The 17249-nt window shown below is 44.5% G+C and carries 18 protein-coding genes; 9 read left to right on the forward strand and 9 right to left on the reverse strand.

All coding sequences use genetic code 11. The features are described 5' to 3' along the window. The first annotated feature begins 254 nt into the window (after window positions 1-254). Both VKA52_RS07995 and VKA52_RS08000 read left to right on the forward strand, forming a co-directional pair. Entirely contained in the window at window positions 255-1271 is a 1017-nt protein-coding gene (locus VKA52_RS07995; RefSeq protein WP_326314985.1) for an AimR family lysis-lysogeny pheromone receptor, read from the forward strand. 22 nt (window positions 1272-1293) lie between these two features. Beyond that, complete coding sequence (locus tag VKA52_RS08000) at window positions 1294-1425, forward strand: hypothetical protein (RefSeq protein ID WP_326314987.1); 132 nt, start codon at window positions 1294-1296, stop codon at window positions 1423-1425. 57 nt (window positions 1426-1482) lie between these two features. On the opposite strand, the gene VKA52_RS08005 is transcribed toward VKA52_RS08000, so the two are convergent. Next, on the reverse strand, window positions 1483-2991 hold the full coding sequence (locus tag VKA52_RS08005) for a BCCT family transporter (protein ID WP_160916541.1): 1509 nt from the start codon (window positions 2989-2991) through the stop codon (window positions 1483-1485). Window positions 2992-3081: 90 nt separating this feature from the next. Further along, on the reverse strand, window positions 3082-3633 hold the full coding sequence (locus tag VKA52_RS08010; protein WP_160916539.1) for a GNAT family N-acetyltransferase: 552 nt from the start codon (window positions 3631-3633) through the stop codon (window positions 3082-3084). A 124-nt stretch (window positions 3634-3757) separates the two neighbouring features. Here VKA52_RS08010 and VKA52_RS08015 point away from each other — a divergent pair, with 124 nt between their 5' ends. The 5 genes from VKA52_RS08015 to VKA52_RS08035 all read left to right on the forward strand — a co-directional run bounded on the left by VKA52_RS08015 (window position 3758) and on the right by VKA52_RS08035 (window position 8632). Next, window positions 3758-4324: a nucleotidyltransferase domain-containing protein gene (locus VKA52_RS08015; protein ID WP_326314993.1), complete on the forward strand. Its 567-nt coding sequence runs from the start codon at window positions 3758-3760 to the stop codon at window positions 4322-4324. Between the two features lie 195 nt (window positions 4325-4519). Beyond that, window positions 4520-6034 carry a glycine betaine uptake BCCT transporter gene (locus VKA52_RS08020; RefSeq protein WP_326314994.1) on the forward strand — a complete coding sequence of 505 codons (1515 nt, stop codon included), beginning with the start codon at window positions 4520-4522 and terminating at the stop codon, window positions 6032-6034. Window positions 6035-6289: 255 nt separating this feature from the next. Continuing rightward, window positions 6290-7105 carry a DUF368 domain-containing protein gene (locus tag VKA52_RS08025; protein WP_160916533.1) on the forward strand — a complete coding sequence of 272 codons (816 nt, stop codon included), beginning with the start codon at window positions 6290-6292 and terminating at the stop codon, window positions 7103-7105. Window positions 7106-7176: 71 nt separating this feature from the next. Then, window positions 7177-7494 carry a thioredoxin family protein gene (locus VKA52_RS08030; protein WP_160916531.1) on the forward strand — a complete coding sequence of 106 codons (318 nt, stop codon included), beginning with the start codon at window positions 7177-7179 and terminating at the stop codon, window positions 7492-7494. A gap of 55 nt (window positions 7495-7549) precedes the next feature. Further along, complete coding sequence (locus VKA52_RS08035; RefSeq protein ID WP_326314997.1) at window positions 7550-8632, forward strand: FAD-dependent oxidoreductase; 1083 nt, start codon at window positions 7550-7552, stop codon at window positions 8630-8632. Between the two features lie 106 nt (window positions 8633-8738). Here VKA52_RS08035 and VKA52_RS08040 read toward each other — a convergent pair whose 3' ends face one another. From VKA52_RS08040 to VKA52_RS08060, 5 genes are read right to left on the reverse strand one after another with little or no spacing between them, the layout of a single operon-like run. After that, entirely contained in the window at window positions 8739-9383 is a 645-nt protein-coding gene (locus VKA52_RS08040; protein WP_326314999.1) for a TVP38/TMEM64 family protein, read from the reverse strand. Then, on the reverse strand, window positions 9380-10345 hold the full coding sequence (locus VKA52_RS08045) for an ABC transporter ATP-binding protein (protein WP_326315001.1): 966 nt from the start codon (window positions 10343-10345) through the stop codon (window positions 9380-9382). Before VKA52_RS08045 ends, VKA52_RS08040 begins: the two co-directional genes overlap by 4 nt. Beyond that, complete coding sequence (locus tag VKA52_RS08050) at window positions 10342-11142, reverse strand: ABC transporter permease (RefSeq protein WP_326315003.1); 801 nt, start codon at window positions 11140-11142, stop codon at window positions 10342-10344. Before VKA52_RS08050 ends, VKA52_RS08045 begins: the two co-directional genes overlap by 4 nt. Next, entirely contained in the window at window positions 11139-11990 is an 852-nt protein-coding gene (locus VKA52_RS08055; protein ID WP_326315005.1) for an ABC transporter permease subunit, read from the reverse strand. The genes VKA52_RS08050 and VKA52_RS08055 overlap by 4 nt, the downstream gene beginning before the upstream one ends. Beyond that, on the reverse strand, window positions 11971-13197 hold the full coding sequence (locus VKA52_RS08060; RefSeq protein ID WP_326315007.1) for an ABC transporter substrate-binding protein: 1227 nt from the start codon (window positions 13195-13197) through the stop codon (window positions 11971-11973). The genes VKA52_RS08055 and VKA52_RS08060 overlap by 20 nt, the downstream gene beginning before the upstream one ends. A 157-nt stretch (window positions 13198-13354) precedes the next feature. On the opposite strand from VKA52_RS08060, the gene VKA52_RS08065 reads away from it, so the two are divergent. Continuing rightward, window positions 13355-13957 carry a class I SAM-dependent methyltransferase gene (locus VKA52_RS08065; RefSeq protein ID WP_326315008.1) on the forward strand — a complete coding sequence of 201 codons (603 nt, stop codon included), beginning with the start codon at window positions 13355-13357 and terminating at the stop codon, window positions 13955-13957. A gap of 19 nt (window positions 13958-13976) precedes the next feature. Next, a complete protein-coding gene (locus VKA52_RS08070) occupies window positions 13977-14228 on the forward strand; it encodes a DUF2164 domain-containing protein (protein ID WP_160916518.1) in 252 nt (83 codons plus the stop codon). A 15-nt stretch (window positions 14229-14243) separates the two neighbouring features. Here the strand turns inward: VKA52_RS08070 and VKA52_RS08075 are convergent, their stop codons facing one another. Continuing rightward, window positions 14244-15983, reverse strand: a complete 1740-nt coding sequence (locus VKA52_RS08075; RefSeq protein ID WP_326315009.1) for a methyl-accepting chemotaxis protein — start codon at window positions 15981-15983, stop codon at window positions 14244-14246. Between the two features lie 12 nt (window positions 15984-15995). Continuing rightward, entirely contained in the window at window positions 15996-16949 is a 954-nt protein-coding gene (locus tag VKA52_RS08080; RefSeq protein WP_326315011.1) for a BMP family lipoprotein, read from the reverse strand. Window positions 16950-17249: the final 300 nt, after the last annotated feature.

Here is a 17249-nt window from a genome sequence, read left to right on the forward strand (position 1 = left end):
CTCTCAATCATATGAGCCGAAATTTTAGAAGTGGCTTCGAGCAACTTACCCGGTAAAGGGGCGATGGGCATGACGAATCTTTTCCCGGAGCCCCTAGAATCACACAGAAATATCGAAGCTGAGTCTTCAAGAAAAGGAACTGTTGATTAAAAGGAAATATAATCCATAAATATTTCATTATCTTTAAATATTTATGGACATATTTTCGAAAATTCAATAAAATAGAGGAAAGATAGATAAGGAGGGCGAACGTTGTGCCAGAATACCAACTAATTGAACCAAGCCCCTTGCGAAAGCTCCAAATGGGTCGCGCTTCCTCTTTATATGATGTTTACCTCGATTACTTAAGGAAGTACCCTAGAAGAGATGCTGTCTTGAAGACGAAAGACTATATCCTCTCCCACTTCCCCTCTGCTATTGATGAACAAATCGTCTGCATGGAATTTTTTTATATGAATGATTTTTTTGAGGAGCTCTCTGTCATTACAGATTCTCCGTACATAAATAAAGAGGCGGGTCATTTATATCGGGTGATTCTGTCTCAGAATGAAAGAGATAATAACAAGAATTATTTAGATGAACTAAAAGATCTTCAATTCACGCATCCATCGTTACGTTGCCTGCATTTGTTCACCCTCGTTTATTCTTATCAGGATTTAAAAGTGTTTACAGCCTTGGATAAGTACTTGGATGAATGCGATCAGACGCTTCAGCAGGTAGACGAACCTTTGATGTACTATTATTTGAACCAACGTTATCAAGAGCTCCTTTTCTATCACTACTGGAAGACCAATAACTCTATTCTTGCGAGTCGTTATGCCTATAAAATGATCAACACAGAAGTTTCATCACGAAGAAAGAGCCGTATGCATCATGATTTGGCATTATGCCAGCTCTTTAATGGCTATGAATCTTCTATGGAATCATTACAAAAGTCTATGGAAATCGCTGAAAAGGATGGGCATTTTCGGTTTTTGCAAATGGTGAAAAATCACTCGCTTCCTTTCATATCCTCCTTCCATCAAAGAACAGAAGGGATCACCTCTACAGACCCAGTAGAGCAGGCCCACCTTGCTCTTGCTAGGGGGGATTATAAAAAAACACAGGAGATTCTGGATTCCTTTTCGTCACTCACGCCTTTTCAAGAAAGTTATCTGGGACTGGCTACAGGAGACAGGGAAATGCTCAGGAATTCCTATCACCGTTTCATCCAGGAACAGGGAGATTATTTTTTTGCTCAACTGCCACTCGCTTATTTAGAAAGAATATAAAAATAAATGGAGGTTTTCTACTATGAAAAGGTTAGCCGGGTTGTTTGTTGTTCTTTTGCTGACGCTCGCAGGGTCATGGGGGATAGGGGAGAGTAAGACTGCCCAAGATCCGATTGATGGAGGATATTGGAGTATAGATGATCCAGAGATCTAGAAGTATGAAGAAGAAAAGGTGTCACTCCAATTATTGGAATGACACCTTTTTTCTCTCTCACTCGTTCTTTCTTTTGCGTCTTTCCGGTAGAGGCTCTTTTCGTATCATCTTTGTAAAAGCATAGACGAAGAGGATGATAATCACTGTAAATGGAAGAGCAGAGACGAGGGACGCCGTCTGCAATGCATCCAGTCCGCCGGCAACCAGCAGCACACCAGCAATGGCTGCCATCAATACACCCCAAATTACTTTAATAGCAAGGGCAGGGGTTAGACTGCCATTCGTCGTCATACTCGCCAGAATATACGTGGCGGAGTCTGCAGATGTTATTAAGAACGTTGCAATTAGTAGAATGGACAAGAAAGACAGAATACCTGTAAGAGGCAGATATTCATAGGCTTTAAAGAGTGCCACCGTCACATCATTGTTGACGGCTTCAGCAATCTTCGTTCCATTATTCAAGTCACTGTTCAAGGCCGTTCCACCGAAAACCGCGATCCATAAACATGCAATCAAAGGTGGGACGACAAGGACACCGAATATGAACTCTCTGATCGTACGGCCCCGTGAAACGCGCGCAACGAAAGCCCCCACAAATGGAGACCAAGCAATAACCCATGCCCAATAGAATATGGTCCAGTCCCGGAGCCAGCTCCCCCCTTCATAAGGAGTCAGCCTTAGACTATACCCCACAAAGTTGGAAATATAATCGCCGATCCCTAAGGTGAAACTATTTAAAATAAAGACAGTCGGGCCGGCAAAGAAAACGAATAGAAGTAAAACCAAGCAAAGGGCCAGGTTCAGGTTACTGAGCCATTTAATTCCTTTTTCTAATCCAGTACTGGATGAAGTTAAGTATAAGACGAGCAGTACGCCTGTTATGATAAGCTGGATCGATGTACTATTCGGTATGCCGAACACCGCGTTTAAACCACCGTTCATTTGCAGGATTCCCAGTCCAAGGGACGTGGCGATTCCCATAACAGTAGCGATAACGGCTAATGAGTCGATGGTGTACTTCACAGGCTTTGATTTCCCGAGCACAGGTTCAAGAGCTGTCGATACGAGACCATTCTTATCTTTTCTGAACTGCAGGAAGCCTATGAGCAGGCCCACAATGGCGAAAACGGACCATTGGTTAATTCCCCAGTGGAAAAAAGAATACCCCATGGCAACACGTGCGGCATCTTCGGTTTGGGCATCCAAATCTGAGAATGGCGTTTCAAAGAAGTGGCTCATCGGTTCTGCGACTCCCCAGAATACGAGTCCTACACCGAATCCGGCAGAGAAGAGCATGCCGATCCACGTGAAGAAAGGGAATTCAGGCTTTGAATCTTGTGGTCCGATCTTAATTTTTCCGTATTTACTTAGTCCGAGAGCGGCTAGGAAAATGACAAAGCCGAAGACAGAGATGAGATAAAACCAGCCGAAATTAACCGTAGTAAACTCGAATAAGGTACCAGCGACAGTACCGAAGCCTTCAGGGTTGACGGCTCCTACGATGACGAGGACAGTGATGACGGTTGCAGAAATGAGGAAAACAGGGTTTTTGAGTTGATCTTTCATCGTGGACTCCTTTCATGAATCATAGATTATAGATGAACATGAATATGATGATCGATTTGTTTATTCCCTACATTTTCCTGCGAAAAACATTCAACCCTGGAATTCAGAGCGAAGCATCCCCATGAGGATGGTGTCATGATAGGCACCATCCACATATTCATTTTTCCTAAGTCGCCCTTCTGTCTGGAAACCTGTTTTTTCATAGAGTCTCAGCGCTTGTGTATTGCCGCTCCATGTATCCAGTTGAACCCGTTCAAGGTTCAAGGTGTGAAAGAGATGTTTCAACAATGTTTGAATGATATCTCTGCCATATCCATGGCCCCAATACTCTCTTTCCCCGATGCTTAAGCCGATTTCTGCAGCCCTTGTCACTGGATTAAGGCTGCTGTAACTGCATTTACCTATAGGCGCTTTGGTGCTGATCGTATAAACCATAAACACACGGCCAGTTTCCCAAAGCGGTTGTGCAGTGAGGTTCTTTTCATAAAAAGCTTCAATGTCTTCCTGCGGATTGTTATTTTGATAGGCGGAACCACTTCCGTGTGCAAGGTTCGCTATTTCTTCATCATTCGCCCACTTAAACAAGTGTTTCAAGTCCTCCTTTGAAACAGGACGTAGTTCAACAAGATTTCCTTTCAGCATATCCATTCCCCCATGTGAAGATCTATCTTCCATCCTATAAGAAAACTTTTCCAAAAGAAAGAGTGGAAGAATGATTGGGATAAGCGTTTTTAAACTCGGACAAAATGATAAAGAGGGGGTTCGCATGTTTGAAAAATGTAGAGAAGTCCGCCAGTGGTTAAGTGGATTTGAGGGTGAGTGGATGTTTGCAGGGGGATGGGCTATTGATCTTCATATCGGTGAAGAAACGAGACATCACGAAGATGTAGAAGTCGCCATTTTCCGTGAAGATCAACACGCGTTATACAGAACATTGAAAACGTGGGATTTGCATGTCGCAAAAGAGAAGGAACTCAAGCGCTGGGAAGGGGAAAACCTTATACTACCTGTCCATGAGATCCATGCTTCTTCTCAGGAGGGTCATCATTTTGAAATTCTTCTCAATGAACAGAACAGACGTCGCTGGCAGTTCAGAAGAGATCCTTCCATCACCTTTGAAACCAGCCGTATGCAACTGCAATCAGAACAAGGGTACGCGTACTTGAACCCAGAGATCGTGCTCCTCTATAAATCCACTCATACAACAGAGAAAGATGAACAGGACTTCGTCCATGTCTTCCCATATTTGAATGAACATCAGAAAGAGTGGTTGAAGCAGGCACTGATGCATCATCAGCCAGAACATCCGTGGCTGGAAGCTTTACTCTATTAATCACGCAAAAAACTTATAAATGGATAAAGCCCAGAAGACACCCGTCTTTTGGGCTATATTTTTGTCGGAATAATTCGACGAATTGTTTACTTTTTCTTGGTTTGGGTATTCGATAAACATACATCAGTCATTTCCCCCTCGAATGAACATCCCTCTGTATCGAAAATACGCAAAGGTTTTGGAAAGGAGTTTACAATGAAAAAAGTCACTTCCGTTTTTTGGGTTACATTAGCTATTGCATTATTCTCAGTCGTTTGGGGTTCGGTTGCCCCGAAGAATCTTGAAAGCATCACAGGTAGTATTCAATCTTACATCTCTGTTCACTTTGGATGGTATTACTTGCTGATCGTTACTGGTTTTGTGATTTTCTGTCTTTATATGATTTTCAGTCCTTATGGAAAAATGAAACTCGGAAAGCCTACGGACAAGCCTGATTACAATTACGCCACATGGTTCGCGATGCTTTTCAGTGCCGGGATGGGAATCGGTCTCGTCTTCTGGGGAGCGGCAGAACCGATTTACTTCTACTCCAATAACGCTCCGACCACAGAGACGGGTACAGCCGCCGCTCTGAATGAATCCATGCGTTTCGTGTACTTCCACTGGGGGGTTCATGCATGGGGAATCTACGCCATCGTTGCTCTAGTCCTCGCTTATTTCAAATTCCGTCGAGGGGCCCCAGCCTTAATCAGCTCCACACTCGAGCCTTTATTCGGGGATAAAATGAATGGTCCATGGGGGAAAGTTGTCGATATCATCGCTGTATTTGCGACTATTGTCGGTGTGGCCACGACTCTTGGCTTTGGTGCGGCACAAATCAATGGTGGATTGACGTTCCTCACACCGCTGGAAGATTCCTTCGGTATTCAGTTGCTCATCATAGGTGTGGTGACTGTTCTGTTCATGATCTCCGCTTATACCGGATTGAGCAAAGGAATCCGGTATTTAAGTAACACCAATATGATTCTAGCTATTGCTCTGTTAGCCATTACGCTGGTCGTAGGTCCTACGCTGTTCATCATGAATATGTTTACAGACACGATTGGCGCCTACTTACAAAACCTGCCGTCCATGAGTTTCCGACTTGCACCGAACAATGAAGAGAACCGTACCTGGATCAACAACTGGACAGTATTTTACTGGGCATGGTGGATTGCATGGTCTCCATTTGTAGGAATCTTTATCGCTCGAGTGTCCAAAGGACGTACGATTCGTGAATTTCTGTCCGGTGTCCTACTTGTACCTTCTGCTATAGGTTTTCTATGGTTTTCTACTTTCGGATCATCTGCAATTAAAGTTCAGCAGGATCAGGGAGGACTTTCCGATCTAGCTACAGAGCAGGTGATGTTCGGGACATTCGATAATTACCCGTTGGGATTAGTTCTTTCAATTATTGCAATGGTATTGATCGGGACATTCTTCATTACATCCGCAGACTCTGCGACCTTTGTATTAGGAATGCAGACGACAAATGGATCCCTGACACCGCCTACTATGGTTAAGTTCGTATGGGGGATTGTCCAGTCGTCCATGGCCGCTGTGCTGTTATACTCCGGTGGATTGCAGGCGCTTCAGAACGCGCTTATATCAGCAGCCTTTCCATTTTCTTTCATCATGATTTTAATGGTCGTTTCCTTATATAAAGCCCTTCGTGCAGATAAAATCGCACTTGATCGAGGGAAAGATAAACAAGAAAAAACATCAGCTTGATTACAGAAGGAACTTTCACTTTATGTTGTGGGAGTTCCTTCTTCCATCAATTTTTCTATTCTCAAAAGGTGCTTGTTATTGAAAGAGTGATAGAGTCTTGGGGGATGATTTCTAATCGTAGGAACCGAAATCACAGGGAAGTGGGCTTTCATTTTGTACAGATTGTATTTCTTTTCATGAAAATGTATCATAAAAGCTTAGAGAAATCTGATAGAATAATAAGGAAAAGGGTTAGATATAAAAGGAGCCAAAGATATGTGGGAATGGAGAAATATTTACCGAGGCATGCTGATGGGAGCGAGTGACGTCGTTCCGGGTGTGAGCGGAGGGACAATTGCTGTCGTTCTCGGCATTTACGACCGCCTGATCGAAGCCATTAACGGTTTTTTTAGTAAGGAATGGAAAAGACATTTAAAATTCCTGCTGCCACTAGGAATTGGAGTGGTCATTGCTATCGGTTTGATGGCAAATTTAATTGAGTGGTTGTTTGAACACTACCCGGGCCCTACACAGTTTTTCTTTCTGGGTCTGATCATCGGCGTGCTGCCGTATTTAACACATAAAGCAGATGTGAAGCATAATTTTAAAGCGAAACATTTTTTGTTATTGCTGATCGGAGCTGTCCTCGTTGCCTCGATGGCATTTTTCCAGACAGCGGAATCCGAACCGATGCAAAATCTCTCATTCGCTGGATACATTTTATTGTTTTTCTCTGGATGGATTGCAAGCAGTGCGATGATTTTGCCTGGGATTAGTGGTTCATTCATTTTGTTGATTATCGGAGTTTATACAACCGTCACTTCAGGGATCTCTGACTTTCGCATTGATATCATTGCTGTCGTAGGGGCAGGAATTGTTTGTGGAATCGTGGTAATGAGTAAGATTGTTAAGTTTTTCCTTGAAAATTATACGTCTGGAACCTTTGCGGTCATCATCGGTCTAGTCATCGGTTCTGTATTCGTTATTTTCCCGGGATTGCCCGGCACAGGTGTGATGATGCTTGTAAGCATTGTTGCTTTCCTTGGAGGGTTGCTTGCCGCATGGCTATTGGGCCGGGTGGAGTATAAGTAAGCCTGAGGAAAGACAAATGCATACATTTTGGGTATGATAATAGTAGTTATAAATAAAGGAGATTGAGTTTGATGGAAGCCATTCATACAACGGATAAATTCAACGAGACAATTGCAAGCGATCGTCCGGTCATCGTAAAATTCGAAGCAGACTGGTGTCCAGATTGCCGACGAATGGAGATGTTTATCGGAGATATCCTGGAGGAATACAGTGGGTACGATTGGTATAATGTCAATCGCGATGAACTACCGGAAATCGCGGAAAAGTATGAAGTGATGGGGATCCCAAGCATCCTGATTTTTAAAGATGGCAACAAAAAAGCCCACCTTCATAGTGCGAATGCTAAAACTCCAGAGGAAGTAGAGGAGTTTTTACAGGCAAGTCTTTAAAGTACACGTCCACATGGTTCTGCCATGTGGACGTTTTCTGTAAGGAGGTGCTCTCTTGTCAAAAAGGTTATTGCTCGTTGGTGCAGGTCATGCCCACTTGGAAATAGTAAGTCGACTGCGGAATGAAAATTGGAGACAGGTCGATGTTTGTATGATTACACCTTCCCCCTATCAGTATTATTCAGGAATGTTTTCAGGTTTCACTGAAGGGCTTTATTCGGAAGAGGATATTCGTGTAGATATTCGACAGTTAGCAAATTCAGCCAACGTCCATTGGATCCCTAAAAAAGCAGCCTTTATCAAACCGAAGCAAAAAAAAGTCGTTTGTGAAGATGGGTCTGTATATCCCTTTGATGTTGTCAGTTTTGATATAGGATCTAAAAGTTTACCCTTAGCATTTGAGGATTCAGCTGCTCGGACAATTAAGCCGAATTACGAATTTACAGATGAGATGAGAGATTTGAGAGAGACGACTAAGCCCCTCATTGTCGGAGGAGGTGCTGCCGGCACAGAGCTTGCGATGTCTATTCAAGCCTATAAGGACAAACACAAGATTCCGGGGCAGGTCCGTTTAATTACATCTGACCGAATACTTGCTGATGGACCGAAATGGGTCTCTGCAAGATTGAAAAATTTACTGGAGAAAAAAGGCGTGCGTGTCTGGCAGAATGAACGAGTGGAAGAGGTTTTTGAGGAATTCGTCAAAACGGACAAAGGCAATCGAGTACGTCATACGGGTGTGCTATGGCTGGGGGGTGCCATTGGAGATACGATTTTTGAAAACTCGTCACTCGCCATAGATGAACGCTCTTTCGCACTTATACGATCTACTCTCCAATTCCGTGACTTTGATTACATGTTTGGTTCCGGGGATTGTGTGACAATGATTGATTATCCGGACCTGCCAAAAAGTGGGGTGTATGCGGTAAGACAAGGGCCGGTCCTTTGGCAGAACTTGAAAAATTATCTTTCGGGCTTATCATTGGATTCGTTCGTCCCACAGAAGAATGCCCTATATATTTTATCAACAGGCGGAAAGAAGGGGTTTCTTGTGTATGGACTTGTCAGTTCACATAACAAGAAGGCATGGCAGTTGAAAAATAAAATTGATCGTGAGTTCATGGCTAAATATAAGTAAAAAGAGTCTTTGATGCGTCCTCTTCGACGCGATCAAAGACTCTTTTTTTTCCAGAAACATTTCAAAAGTGAGTCTTTTGGAATCCTGCTGGATCATGGAATACCGTTTAGAGTTTGAGCCAGGTTCTTACTTTGTTGCGGAAGAGGTAGGTGGTGACGAGGAGAAGGATGAAAACACTGAAGGCGATGAGAATCAGTGTGCGGTCTCCACTCGCGAGACTGGTGCCCACCAGGCTGTAGGCAAACGTTCCGGGAAGCATCCCAATCACCGTCGCCAGAACAAAAGAGAGGAACTTCACTCTCGTCATTCCTGCCAAATAACTCAAAATGTCGAAACCGACGAGTGGAATAAGACGCAGGACGAACACATAAAGGAATCCCTGGCCCTGCATCCGTTCATAGATGTTCCCGGCCCATTTCGACTGGTGGAATTTAAGTACAGAGTCTCCGAAAAACCTTCCCATGATATACCCAGTCACTCCAGCTCCTGTTGCTCCGATGACGATATACAGCATACCGGGCCAGATTCCATAAGCGAAAGCCGCAGCGAGTGAAAGGACGGAGGTAGGAAATACGACGATCGGGCCGATGATATACAGCGCCATGAAAATAAGTGGTCCCAATGCTCCGAAAGATAGAATATAGGAGCGGATGTTATCCGCACTTACGTCAAAACGGGAGCGGACAAACCAGGCAAGAGCAATAAATAGGCCAAGGAACAAAGCCGTCCGTACTATGTTTTTTTTGTTCATAGGGTCTCTCCGCTGAAGGTCCTTATGGAATCAGTCGGAATCGTAACCTGGACTTCCCGCGAGGGGAACGTTCCGTCGAACGGAAGAGATACTTTTTTCTTAAGATCGATGACATATAAATGGGCAATCGGCCGTCCGTGCTGGTAAGTGATATGCTCGACAGTAGCCTGGAAGTTCACCCCATCTTCCACTGTTTTTTTAGTCCCTACTTGAACATCATGTAAAGGAGCGAATTCGTGATCATTTAAAATCAAATGGCCCCCTAAAAAGGAAGCAACCCTCAAGTTGGCTGGAGACTTGTGTAACGTCTCAGCTGTGCCGATTTGTTGAAAGTTCCCGTCTTCAAAGACAGCGATTTGATCGCCCATAATCATCGCTTCCTCCATATCGTGTGTAACGAATACCGCGGTCGTTTCTCTCGAGGAAAGGAAGTCCCGCACCCAGTACCTCAAATCCTGCCTTAAAGATGGATCCAAACTACTGAAGGGTTCGTCAAACAGGATCACCTCAGGTTCTGTAGCCATCGCACGGGCGAGAGCCGCCCGCTGCTGTTGCCCGCCCGAAATTTCAGAAGGATAATGATTCTGGAAACGCACCATTCCAATAGCTTCCAGTAAAGATTCAACCTTTTGTTCTTTATATTTTTTTGAGACTTTTGCACCGTAAACGATGTTCTCTTTTACAGTCATATGCGGGAAAAGCAATGGCTGCTGAAAAACGAGACTGATGCTTCTCTGGTTCGCTTTCTGTTTCGTAATGTCTTTCCCATTCATGATGATTTTGCCATCGCTCGGTTTTTCAAGTCCTGCGAGGATACGGAGCAATGTCGTTTTGCCACTCCCTGAGGGTCCGACAATGCTCATGACTTCCCCTTTCTCCAGATGGAAAGTCAGTTCACTCAAAATCTTATCCTGATGAAAGGTTTTCGTAATGTTTTTCATTTCTAATTTCTTCTGTGTCATCGATGATTCCTCCATGGCAATCGAGAGTAGGGGAGAAACATCATCAAAACTTCGATGATGATGTACATGAAAAGGGGGATAAGTGCAAACCAGATCGAGAATGCCGCCATGATTGACGTGTTCGCATTATCCAGAAAAGGAAAAAAGACCAATGGCAACGTCAGCACCCGGCCACCTCCGATAATGGCGGTAAGGGCATATTGACTCAAGCTGATCACAATCGTTAAAAAGGTGAGGCTCCGGATCGCAGGTCTGAGTAAAGGGAGCTCTACAGTGAAGACCTGGGTCCAAAATCCTGCTCCAAGAATGTGAGGCTGCTCCATCATGGCTTTTCCCATTTGCTGATAACTGTTATGAAAAATCTTGATGCTGTATGGGACAGTCGGTACTAAATGGATGAGCATGACGCCCCAGATGGTGTCTGCAAGGCCGATGCGAATCATAAATAAATGCAAGCCCATGGCAATGGCCAGGGATGGAATCAAAATGGGCGATAAAAGCAGAGCCTCCAACCAGGCTTTTCCACGGTAAGCGTAGGAGACCAGTGCTTTTCCTGTAAACAAACCGATTGTGACATTCATGAACAGCACAGCAAACCCGATTCCAATGGAAATGAACGTCGCTTCCCACAACTGTGGGTTTTCAAATAGGATGGCGTACCCCTGCCATCCCCAGTCTAGGCCTTGTCCCGTATGGAAGCGCCAAGGGGCACTTAAGCTTTGCAATAGCAAGGCGGTCAGCGGTATGACGAAAAGAAGCAAAGTTAAAATCAGAAACCACGCTTTTTTACGAATCATGGTCGATTCCCCCTCATCGCTCTCCACCTCGGGCGGCTTAATATAAAGTAACCCACTAATGTCAGGATCAGGAGGAATAAACTGGTCAAGACCATGGCGGCAAAGGCCAGTGGGCGGTCATCCCAGGAGCTTCCATAAAACCACTCATACCCAAGCACAGATATCATCTCGGGGAAGGTGGTTCCGATGAGTGCTGGAACCTCATAGGCTGCCAGAGTGAACGAGAAGATAATCAAAAATGACTCCACGAGAACAGGGAGGAGGTTAGGCAGATCGACCGCAGTAAAGCGGTGCCACGCATTGCCTCCAAGGCTGTCTACAAGAGCATAATACTCCGGACGGATAGATGCATACACAGGAAAAAGCAGCAAAATCACAAGAGGGACCTCTTTCCATACATAAGTGATGATGATTCCTATGCCTTGCGGATCACGGGTCCATACGGGAAAGTTTGATCTGTCTTCCAACCAGCCGGCAGCTGTGAAAGCTTGAGCCATCCATCCTGTTTCCGAGAGTAGAAGAATAATCATATATCCCCAAACGAAATGAGGAAAAAGCATGGGAATCCAAACCATCACCCTGTGTGAGGTATGGGTCAACAACGGGTGAAACCATTTGGTGAAACCAAGGCCAAGGATGATGGAAAGAATGGTCGCTATCCCTGCTGTTCGGATACTAAACCAGACAGAAGACAGAAAACGTTCGGAGTTTAAAATCTCATGATAATGAGTGAACCCTTCTCCACCTAAGCTTTGAATGACCGCATAAAGGAATCCGTAGAAAGGGATGATCAAAAAGGCGCCCGCAGGTAGGAAGAGAAGGAAGGTTTTATTTTTGAACAACTTCATTGAACCACTTTTCCTTCATCCAATCCACATAGGCGGCTTCTGATTCTGGCAGGAAGCTTTCTTGAAGTTCCTCTGTTGATAACACGCTTTCCCCTCGTTCGACAGCCTTGAATTCCTCTTTGATGTCTTCAGGCAATTGATCGAAACTGATCGGTGTATTTTCTCCCCAGTCATCCGGTTTATATTTTTCAAGCTGGGCTTCTGGTGAAAGCATGAAGTTGATGGCGGCTAATGCCCCAGGTTGATTCGGGCTGTTGAAAGGGATGGAGAGAAAATGTGTATTTCCGATGGACCCTGGTTCCATGACGAACGAACGAGTAGAAGCAGGGAATACGCCTTCTTCAATCAGTGATTCCGCACGCGATTCGTTATACCCCATCGTCATCCATACTTCTCCTTGACTGTACAAACGGTCTAACTCTGTCAGGCTGTTTGGGTAATGCTCCCCTGAGCGCCAGAGATTGTTCTCCATTTCATTCAGATAGGACCATGTACGCTCGGCAGTTGGAGTGATGTTGTTCTCTTCCAATGGTTGTTCATAAATATCCGCAGGCTGTTCTGCTTGAGCATACAAGACGTGTCTTAAGAATGCATTGCCTGTAAATTCCTCCGCACTAGGATAGGTGAACTTGCCAGGGTTTTCAGCTACCCACGTTTGTAATTCTTGAAATGTAGCGGGAGGGTTTTCAATCTTTTCTGAATCATAATGAAACACGAACTGGACTTTGCCCCAAGGTGCTTCCATGCCTTCCACTTCCGTACCGAAATCCCTTTGGAAAGCTGGATCTTCAGTATTGTAGTAGTCATTGAAGTTAGGAAGAACTTCTGTAAAAGATCCCATCAGCAATTCGTTTTCTTTCGCATTCTTAAAATTCTCTCCATTGATCCATATCACATCAATTGAGCCTTCTTGTTTATCCGCTTGTTTTTCTGTTTGGAGCTTTTGTAGTATTTCCGGTGTGTCGAGAGGAACGCGTTTCAGCGAAACCCCGTATTCGTCCTCCACCTGTGGTGTGACATAGTCATCGATGTAGGCATTGATTCCTTCATCGCCACCCCACATGTACAGGCGGACTTCTGTACCCTCTGCTTCTGCTTCGATTTCTTCCCAGGAAGCTTCTGTCCAATCTTTATTATTTGTAGATGTATCACTGCAGGCCGTCATAAACAGGATCGCCAGCAGGAAAAATGGCATGAACTTCTTCAACCGAATCTCCCCCTATGATTCTCATTATATGGGTCTTACATAATTCCCTCTGTCATTTATCATACAAACAAACCGACCAGAAAAAAACTAATACTACTTTCGGAATGCGTGAACCTAAAAAGATAGGGGTAAAGGGGTAGAAAAGGAGGACGGGGATATGATTTATAATCAATTCGCAAAACCAAAAGGAATCACAGGTAAGTTCGCCGGGATGTTTATGGAAAGAGAAAACAGGGAGTTAAACGACTGGACCTTATCATTTCTGGATATAGGAAAAGAAGATCGCGTTTTAGAGGTCGGGTTTGGTTCTGGAGCAGCTTTGAAGAGAATAGCCGCCCTCGAACCGGAGGTTTTGTATGGGATGGATCCTTCAGAGCCGATGGTTGAAATGGTTTTAAGGAAGTTAAATGATCAAACATACTCAAATCAGGTTGGTATTTTTCATGGCGAGGCTTGTCAACTGCTGCATTTCCACAAACCTTTGGACAAAATTTACGCTGTCAACAATATCACTTTTTGGGAGGATCCCATAGAAATTCTCCGCCACTTGTGTACGCTGCTCAGCGAACAGGGGAAAATCGCCCTGACGATGGTTCCGCATGAAGAGGAGGCGACCGATGACACGACGGAAGTGCTGGGTGGTCAAATGCAAAGCCTTCTTGTAAAAGCAGGATTTAAACATGTGAGGATCCACTTCAAATCAGAAAAACCCAACGATGCGGTCTGTGTGACAGGGATGAAAGACAATATGATAGGATAAGGAAAAAGGGGGGGAGAATATGAAATTAAAGAAAGAAGAAAGAGAATATATGGTGGTTCAGGTGAAAGAATATTTTGAGTTAGAACGGGGAGAAGTGATTGGTGACCTTGCCGCTGAACAATGGGTACATAAGTTAGCGGAAGAGATGGGCCCCTTCTTTTATAACAAAGGAGTAGCAGACGCGAGACAGATGGTGGAACAAAAGGTGATGAACATCGATGAAGACCTTCGATCTCTCGAACGCCCTGCCGGTAGACCGACACGCAGATAAAAAAACACCGCTTCATTAAGCAGAAGCGGTGTAGGGTCTTTCAGCGTCATCTTCAAAATCTACTTCAATCTCTTTTTCTAGAGGATTTTCTGCGTATTGTTGATTCCATTCAAAATGCTGTAGTTGCTCGTTCAAGTCAGCCACCATATCTTCAAGGTGATCCGTTTCTTTGATCATCTGTTGGAAGGCCGCTTGCTGCTCGACGGTAGACGCAGAGATTTCCTCTGTGCCAGCAGCCGTCTCTTCAACGATACTGCTCACATTCTCTACGGAAACATAAACATTTGCACTCTTATCTTTAGATTCATCTAAGCCATTGACCAGTGATTCCAGCTGTTCGTCGATTCTCTTCACTTGGGCGCTTATTTTTTCAAAAGCTGTCTTAGATGTATCGACCGAAAGGTTTTGCTGCTCAGAAATTTGAATGGTCTCCTGCATTTCCTGTTCAATGACTTGGACGCCTTCTCTGATCTGCTTGACCATTTCAGTGATGTGTCCCGTAGCTGAAGTGGATTGATCGGCGAGTTTACGCACTTCTTCCGCTACGACAGCAAAGCCTTTTCCATGTTCACCAGCGCGTGCTGCTTCAATCGCAGCATTCAGGGCTAGAAGGTTTGTCTGTTCTGCAATATCATTGACGAGTTTTACGGTAGATTCAATTTGATCCGTATATTGGATGAAATGATTCACGGACTTTTCTACGTTCGCGATGGATGCTGCACTTCGGTCCATAAGCGCCCGTTGATCTGTTATGCTCGTCTGTCCTTCCTCGACATAAGTGAGGGCTTGCTGACTGGCTTTCCTCGAGGATTGCCCCTGTTCACGATTCATTTCAAATCCCTGGTGGAGATCATCCATAAGATTTGCCACATCCTGGACATCTTCAGAAATGGATTGGCTCCCTTGGGCAAGTTCATCGGTTGAATGGGCTACTTGACTTGATATTTCAGAAAGGCCTCCCATTTCATTGTGAAGACGGGAACTGAAATCTTGTACATTCTGCCCGATGTGATGAACAGATTGAACGGTTCCTTCCAAATTACCGATCATTGTACGGAAGGATCGCTTCAGTTGACCAATTTCGTCCTTCTCTTTATCGCTAACTTCAATCGAAGTTGTTAAGTTTCCATTAGCCACTTCGGAGGCTTTTTCAGCGAGGTCACGAATTGGCCGCGCGATAAGTTTCGTTAGTCTTGTAGTTGAAAGAATCGTAGAAACTACAAGGACGGCAGCTGCGATGATTGTGAACAGGATCAAGTTTTGTATGGTCTGTTTCTGATTCATCATTTGAGCGTCATACCAAGATTGCGCTTCTCTTTGAAGCATGTAGATATCATTGATGATCCCACCGGTACGCGCAGCTTGACGTTGTACTTCATTGGTATCGTTGCTTGCCAGGGCCCCTGATGCAAGTTCTGTCCAATTTTCAAACTTTGACTGTGCCTGGTTGTACCATTGTTCCTGAGCTTCTGTTGCAATGAGGGGTTCCATATCCCCGAAGATGCTGTCGGTTTGTTCGATCAGAACCTCGGCTTCGCTGCGTGAAGCTTCTGAAGGGTTATATCCATAGGTGGTCAAAGCCTGTTCCACACTGACGAGCTGACCATGCAGTTCTTTCCCTTCAAGTAGAATTTGAACATCTTGATTGGACGCGCGTTGTAAGTCCATCATTTGAAAAACAATGAAACTAATGAGAGCCAGGCATAAAAGTAATGGAATGAGAGTCATTGTGTACAATCTTCTTCCAATAGTCATCACGTTTCCTCCTTACTTTCCTGTCGCTTCATTTAATAGATTTTGTTCCTCAGAGGTCAATTCGATCACTCGGATCGGAGCAAGTCCTACGCCATTTTCCTGAATGCCGAGCGTTTGTGTTCCTCCATCGAGCTTTTGTCCATCACTCAAACGTTTCATCACATCATAGAGAGCGACGTTAACATTTTTAAGCATGGAAGAGACGACGGCTTCTTCCGCTACGAAAAACTGGTCGCTATCCACACCGAATGCGTAAATTTCCTGTTTCTGAGCTTCTTTCAGCACGCCTATGCCTGTAAAACCTGCCGCAGGAAAGACGAAGTCAGCACCTTCTGCCACCATCTCGTTTGTGATCGTCGCTCCTCGTTCATCATCATCAAAGGTCTCTGCATATTCAGAAAGAATCTTTGCATCTGGATTCGCTTCTTTCACTCCTGCTTTGAAACCCTTTTCAAAACGTTCGACAACTGGAATTTTTTCGCCGCCAATAAATCCGACAGTCCCTGTTTTTGTTTTCATTCCGGCAATGAGCCCGATCAAGTAACTGCCTTCATCTTCTTTAAAGGTGATGGACGTTACATTTTCAAGTTCAGAGACAGCATCAATCATGACAAATGCTTGATCAGGATTTTCTTGCGCTAACTTCTCAATGGCTTCCTGCGAATTATATCCAAGCCCGATGATGACATCATGGTCTTGTTCTAATAATTCCTGGGCATTCTTTTCATAATCCTGTTCAAATGGTTCACGATAATCAAAAGTGATGCCCAACTCATCACGGGCTTGTTCGAGTCCTTGAAAAGCTGAATCACTGAAAGAATCGTCACCAAGACCGCTGTCTGTGACAATCAGACCAGCGCTTATCGGATCTTCTGTATTCGCTTTCGTTTCATTGTTCGCACATCCTGCCATTCCTATGAGCAAGGAAAGGAGGACGAATAGTATGTAGAGACGTTTCAAAATCACCACTCCTTCATATGATGTCTGACATCTATAAATATCGGCAACACCCAGGACGATTTAAATAGGAAGGAAGACTTAAAGTGCTCGTTCATTAAAAGCTCTCTTTAGTGGAAGACTCAGTTTCGAGACTTTTGTTGAGTGGATGGGGGCTACGGGGAATAGCTCGCTTTCCGCGGGAGCGCGGTGAGCCTCCTCGGACTGCGTCCTGTGGGGTCTCACCAAGCACTTTTTTCCCGCAGGAGTCTCGCCATTCCCCTCCACCCTCTTGCTGGAAGAAATTCTCGAAACTACCTTCCAGCAAGA

The organism is Halobacillus sp. HZG1, from assembly GCF_035818575.1.
Taxonomy (GTDB): Bacteria; Bacillota; Bacilli; order Bacillales; family Halobacillaceae; genus Halobacillus; species Halobacillus litoralis.

Coding starts and splice junctions, on each gene's coding strand:
- VKA52_RS08000 (WP_326314987.1), top strand. CDS start 1,294: ATGAAAAGGTTAGCCGGGTTGTTTGTTGTTCTTTTGCTGACGCTCGCA.
- VKA52_RS08005 (WP_160916541.1), bottom strand. CDS start 2,991: ATGAAAGATCAACTCAAAAACCCTGTTTTCCTCATTTCTGCAACCGTC.
- VKA52_RS08010 (WP_160916539.1), bottom strand. CDS start 3,633: ATGCTGAAAGGAAATCTTGTTGAACTACGTCCTGTTTCAAAGGAGGAC.
- VKA52_RS08015 (WP_326314993.1), top strand. CDS start 3,758: ATGTTTGAAAAATGTAGAGAAGTCCGCCAGTGGTTAAGTGGATTTGAG.
- VKA52_RS08020 (WP_326314994.1), top strand. CDS start 4,520: ATGAAAAAAGTCACTTCCGTTTTTTGGGTTACATTAGCTATTGCATTA.
- VKA52_RS08025 (WP_160916533.1), top strand. CDS start 6,290: ATGTGGGAATGGAGAAATATTTACCGAGGCATGCTGATGGGAGCGAGT.
- VKA52_RS08030 (WP_160916531.1), top strand. CDS start 7,177: ATGGAAGCCATTCATACAACGGATAAATTCAACGAGACAATTGCAAGC.
- VKA52_RS08040 (WP_326314999.1), bottom strand. CDS start 9,383: ATGAACAAAAAAAACATAGTACGGACGGCTTTGTTCCTTGGCCTATTT.
- VKA52_RS08045 (WP_326315001.1), bottom strand. CDS start 10,345: ATGACACAGAAGAAATTAGAAATGAAAAACATTACGAAAACCTTTCAT.
- VKA52_RS08050 (WP_326315003.1), bottom strand. CDS start 11,142: ATGATTCGTAAAAAAGCGTGGTTTCTGATTTTAACTTTGCTTCTTTTC.
- VKA52_RS08055 (WP_326315005.1), bottom strand. CDS start 11,990: ATGAAGTTGTTCAAAAATAAAACCTTCCTTCTCTTCCTACCTGCGGGC.
- VKA52_RS08065 (WP_326315008.1), top strand. CDS start 13,355: ATGATTTATAATCAATTCGCAAAACCAAAAGGAATCACAGGTAAGTTC.
- VKA52_RS08070 (WP_160916518.1), top strand. CDS start 13,977: ATGAAATTAAAGAAAGAAGAAAGAGAATATATGGTGGTTCAGGTGAAA.
- VKA52_RS08075 (WP_326315009.1), bottom strand. CDS start 15,983: ATGACTATTGGAAGAAGATTGTACACAATGACTCTCATTCCATTACTT.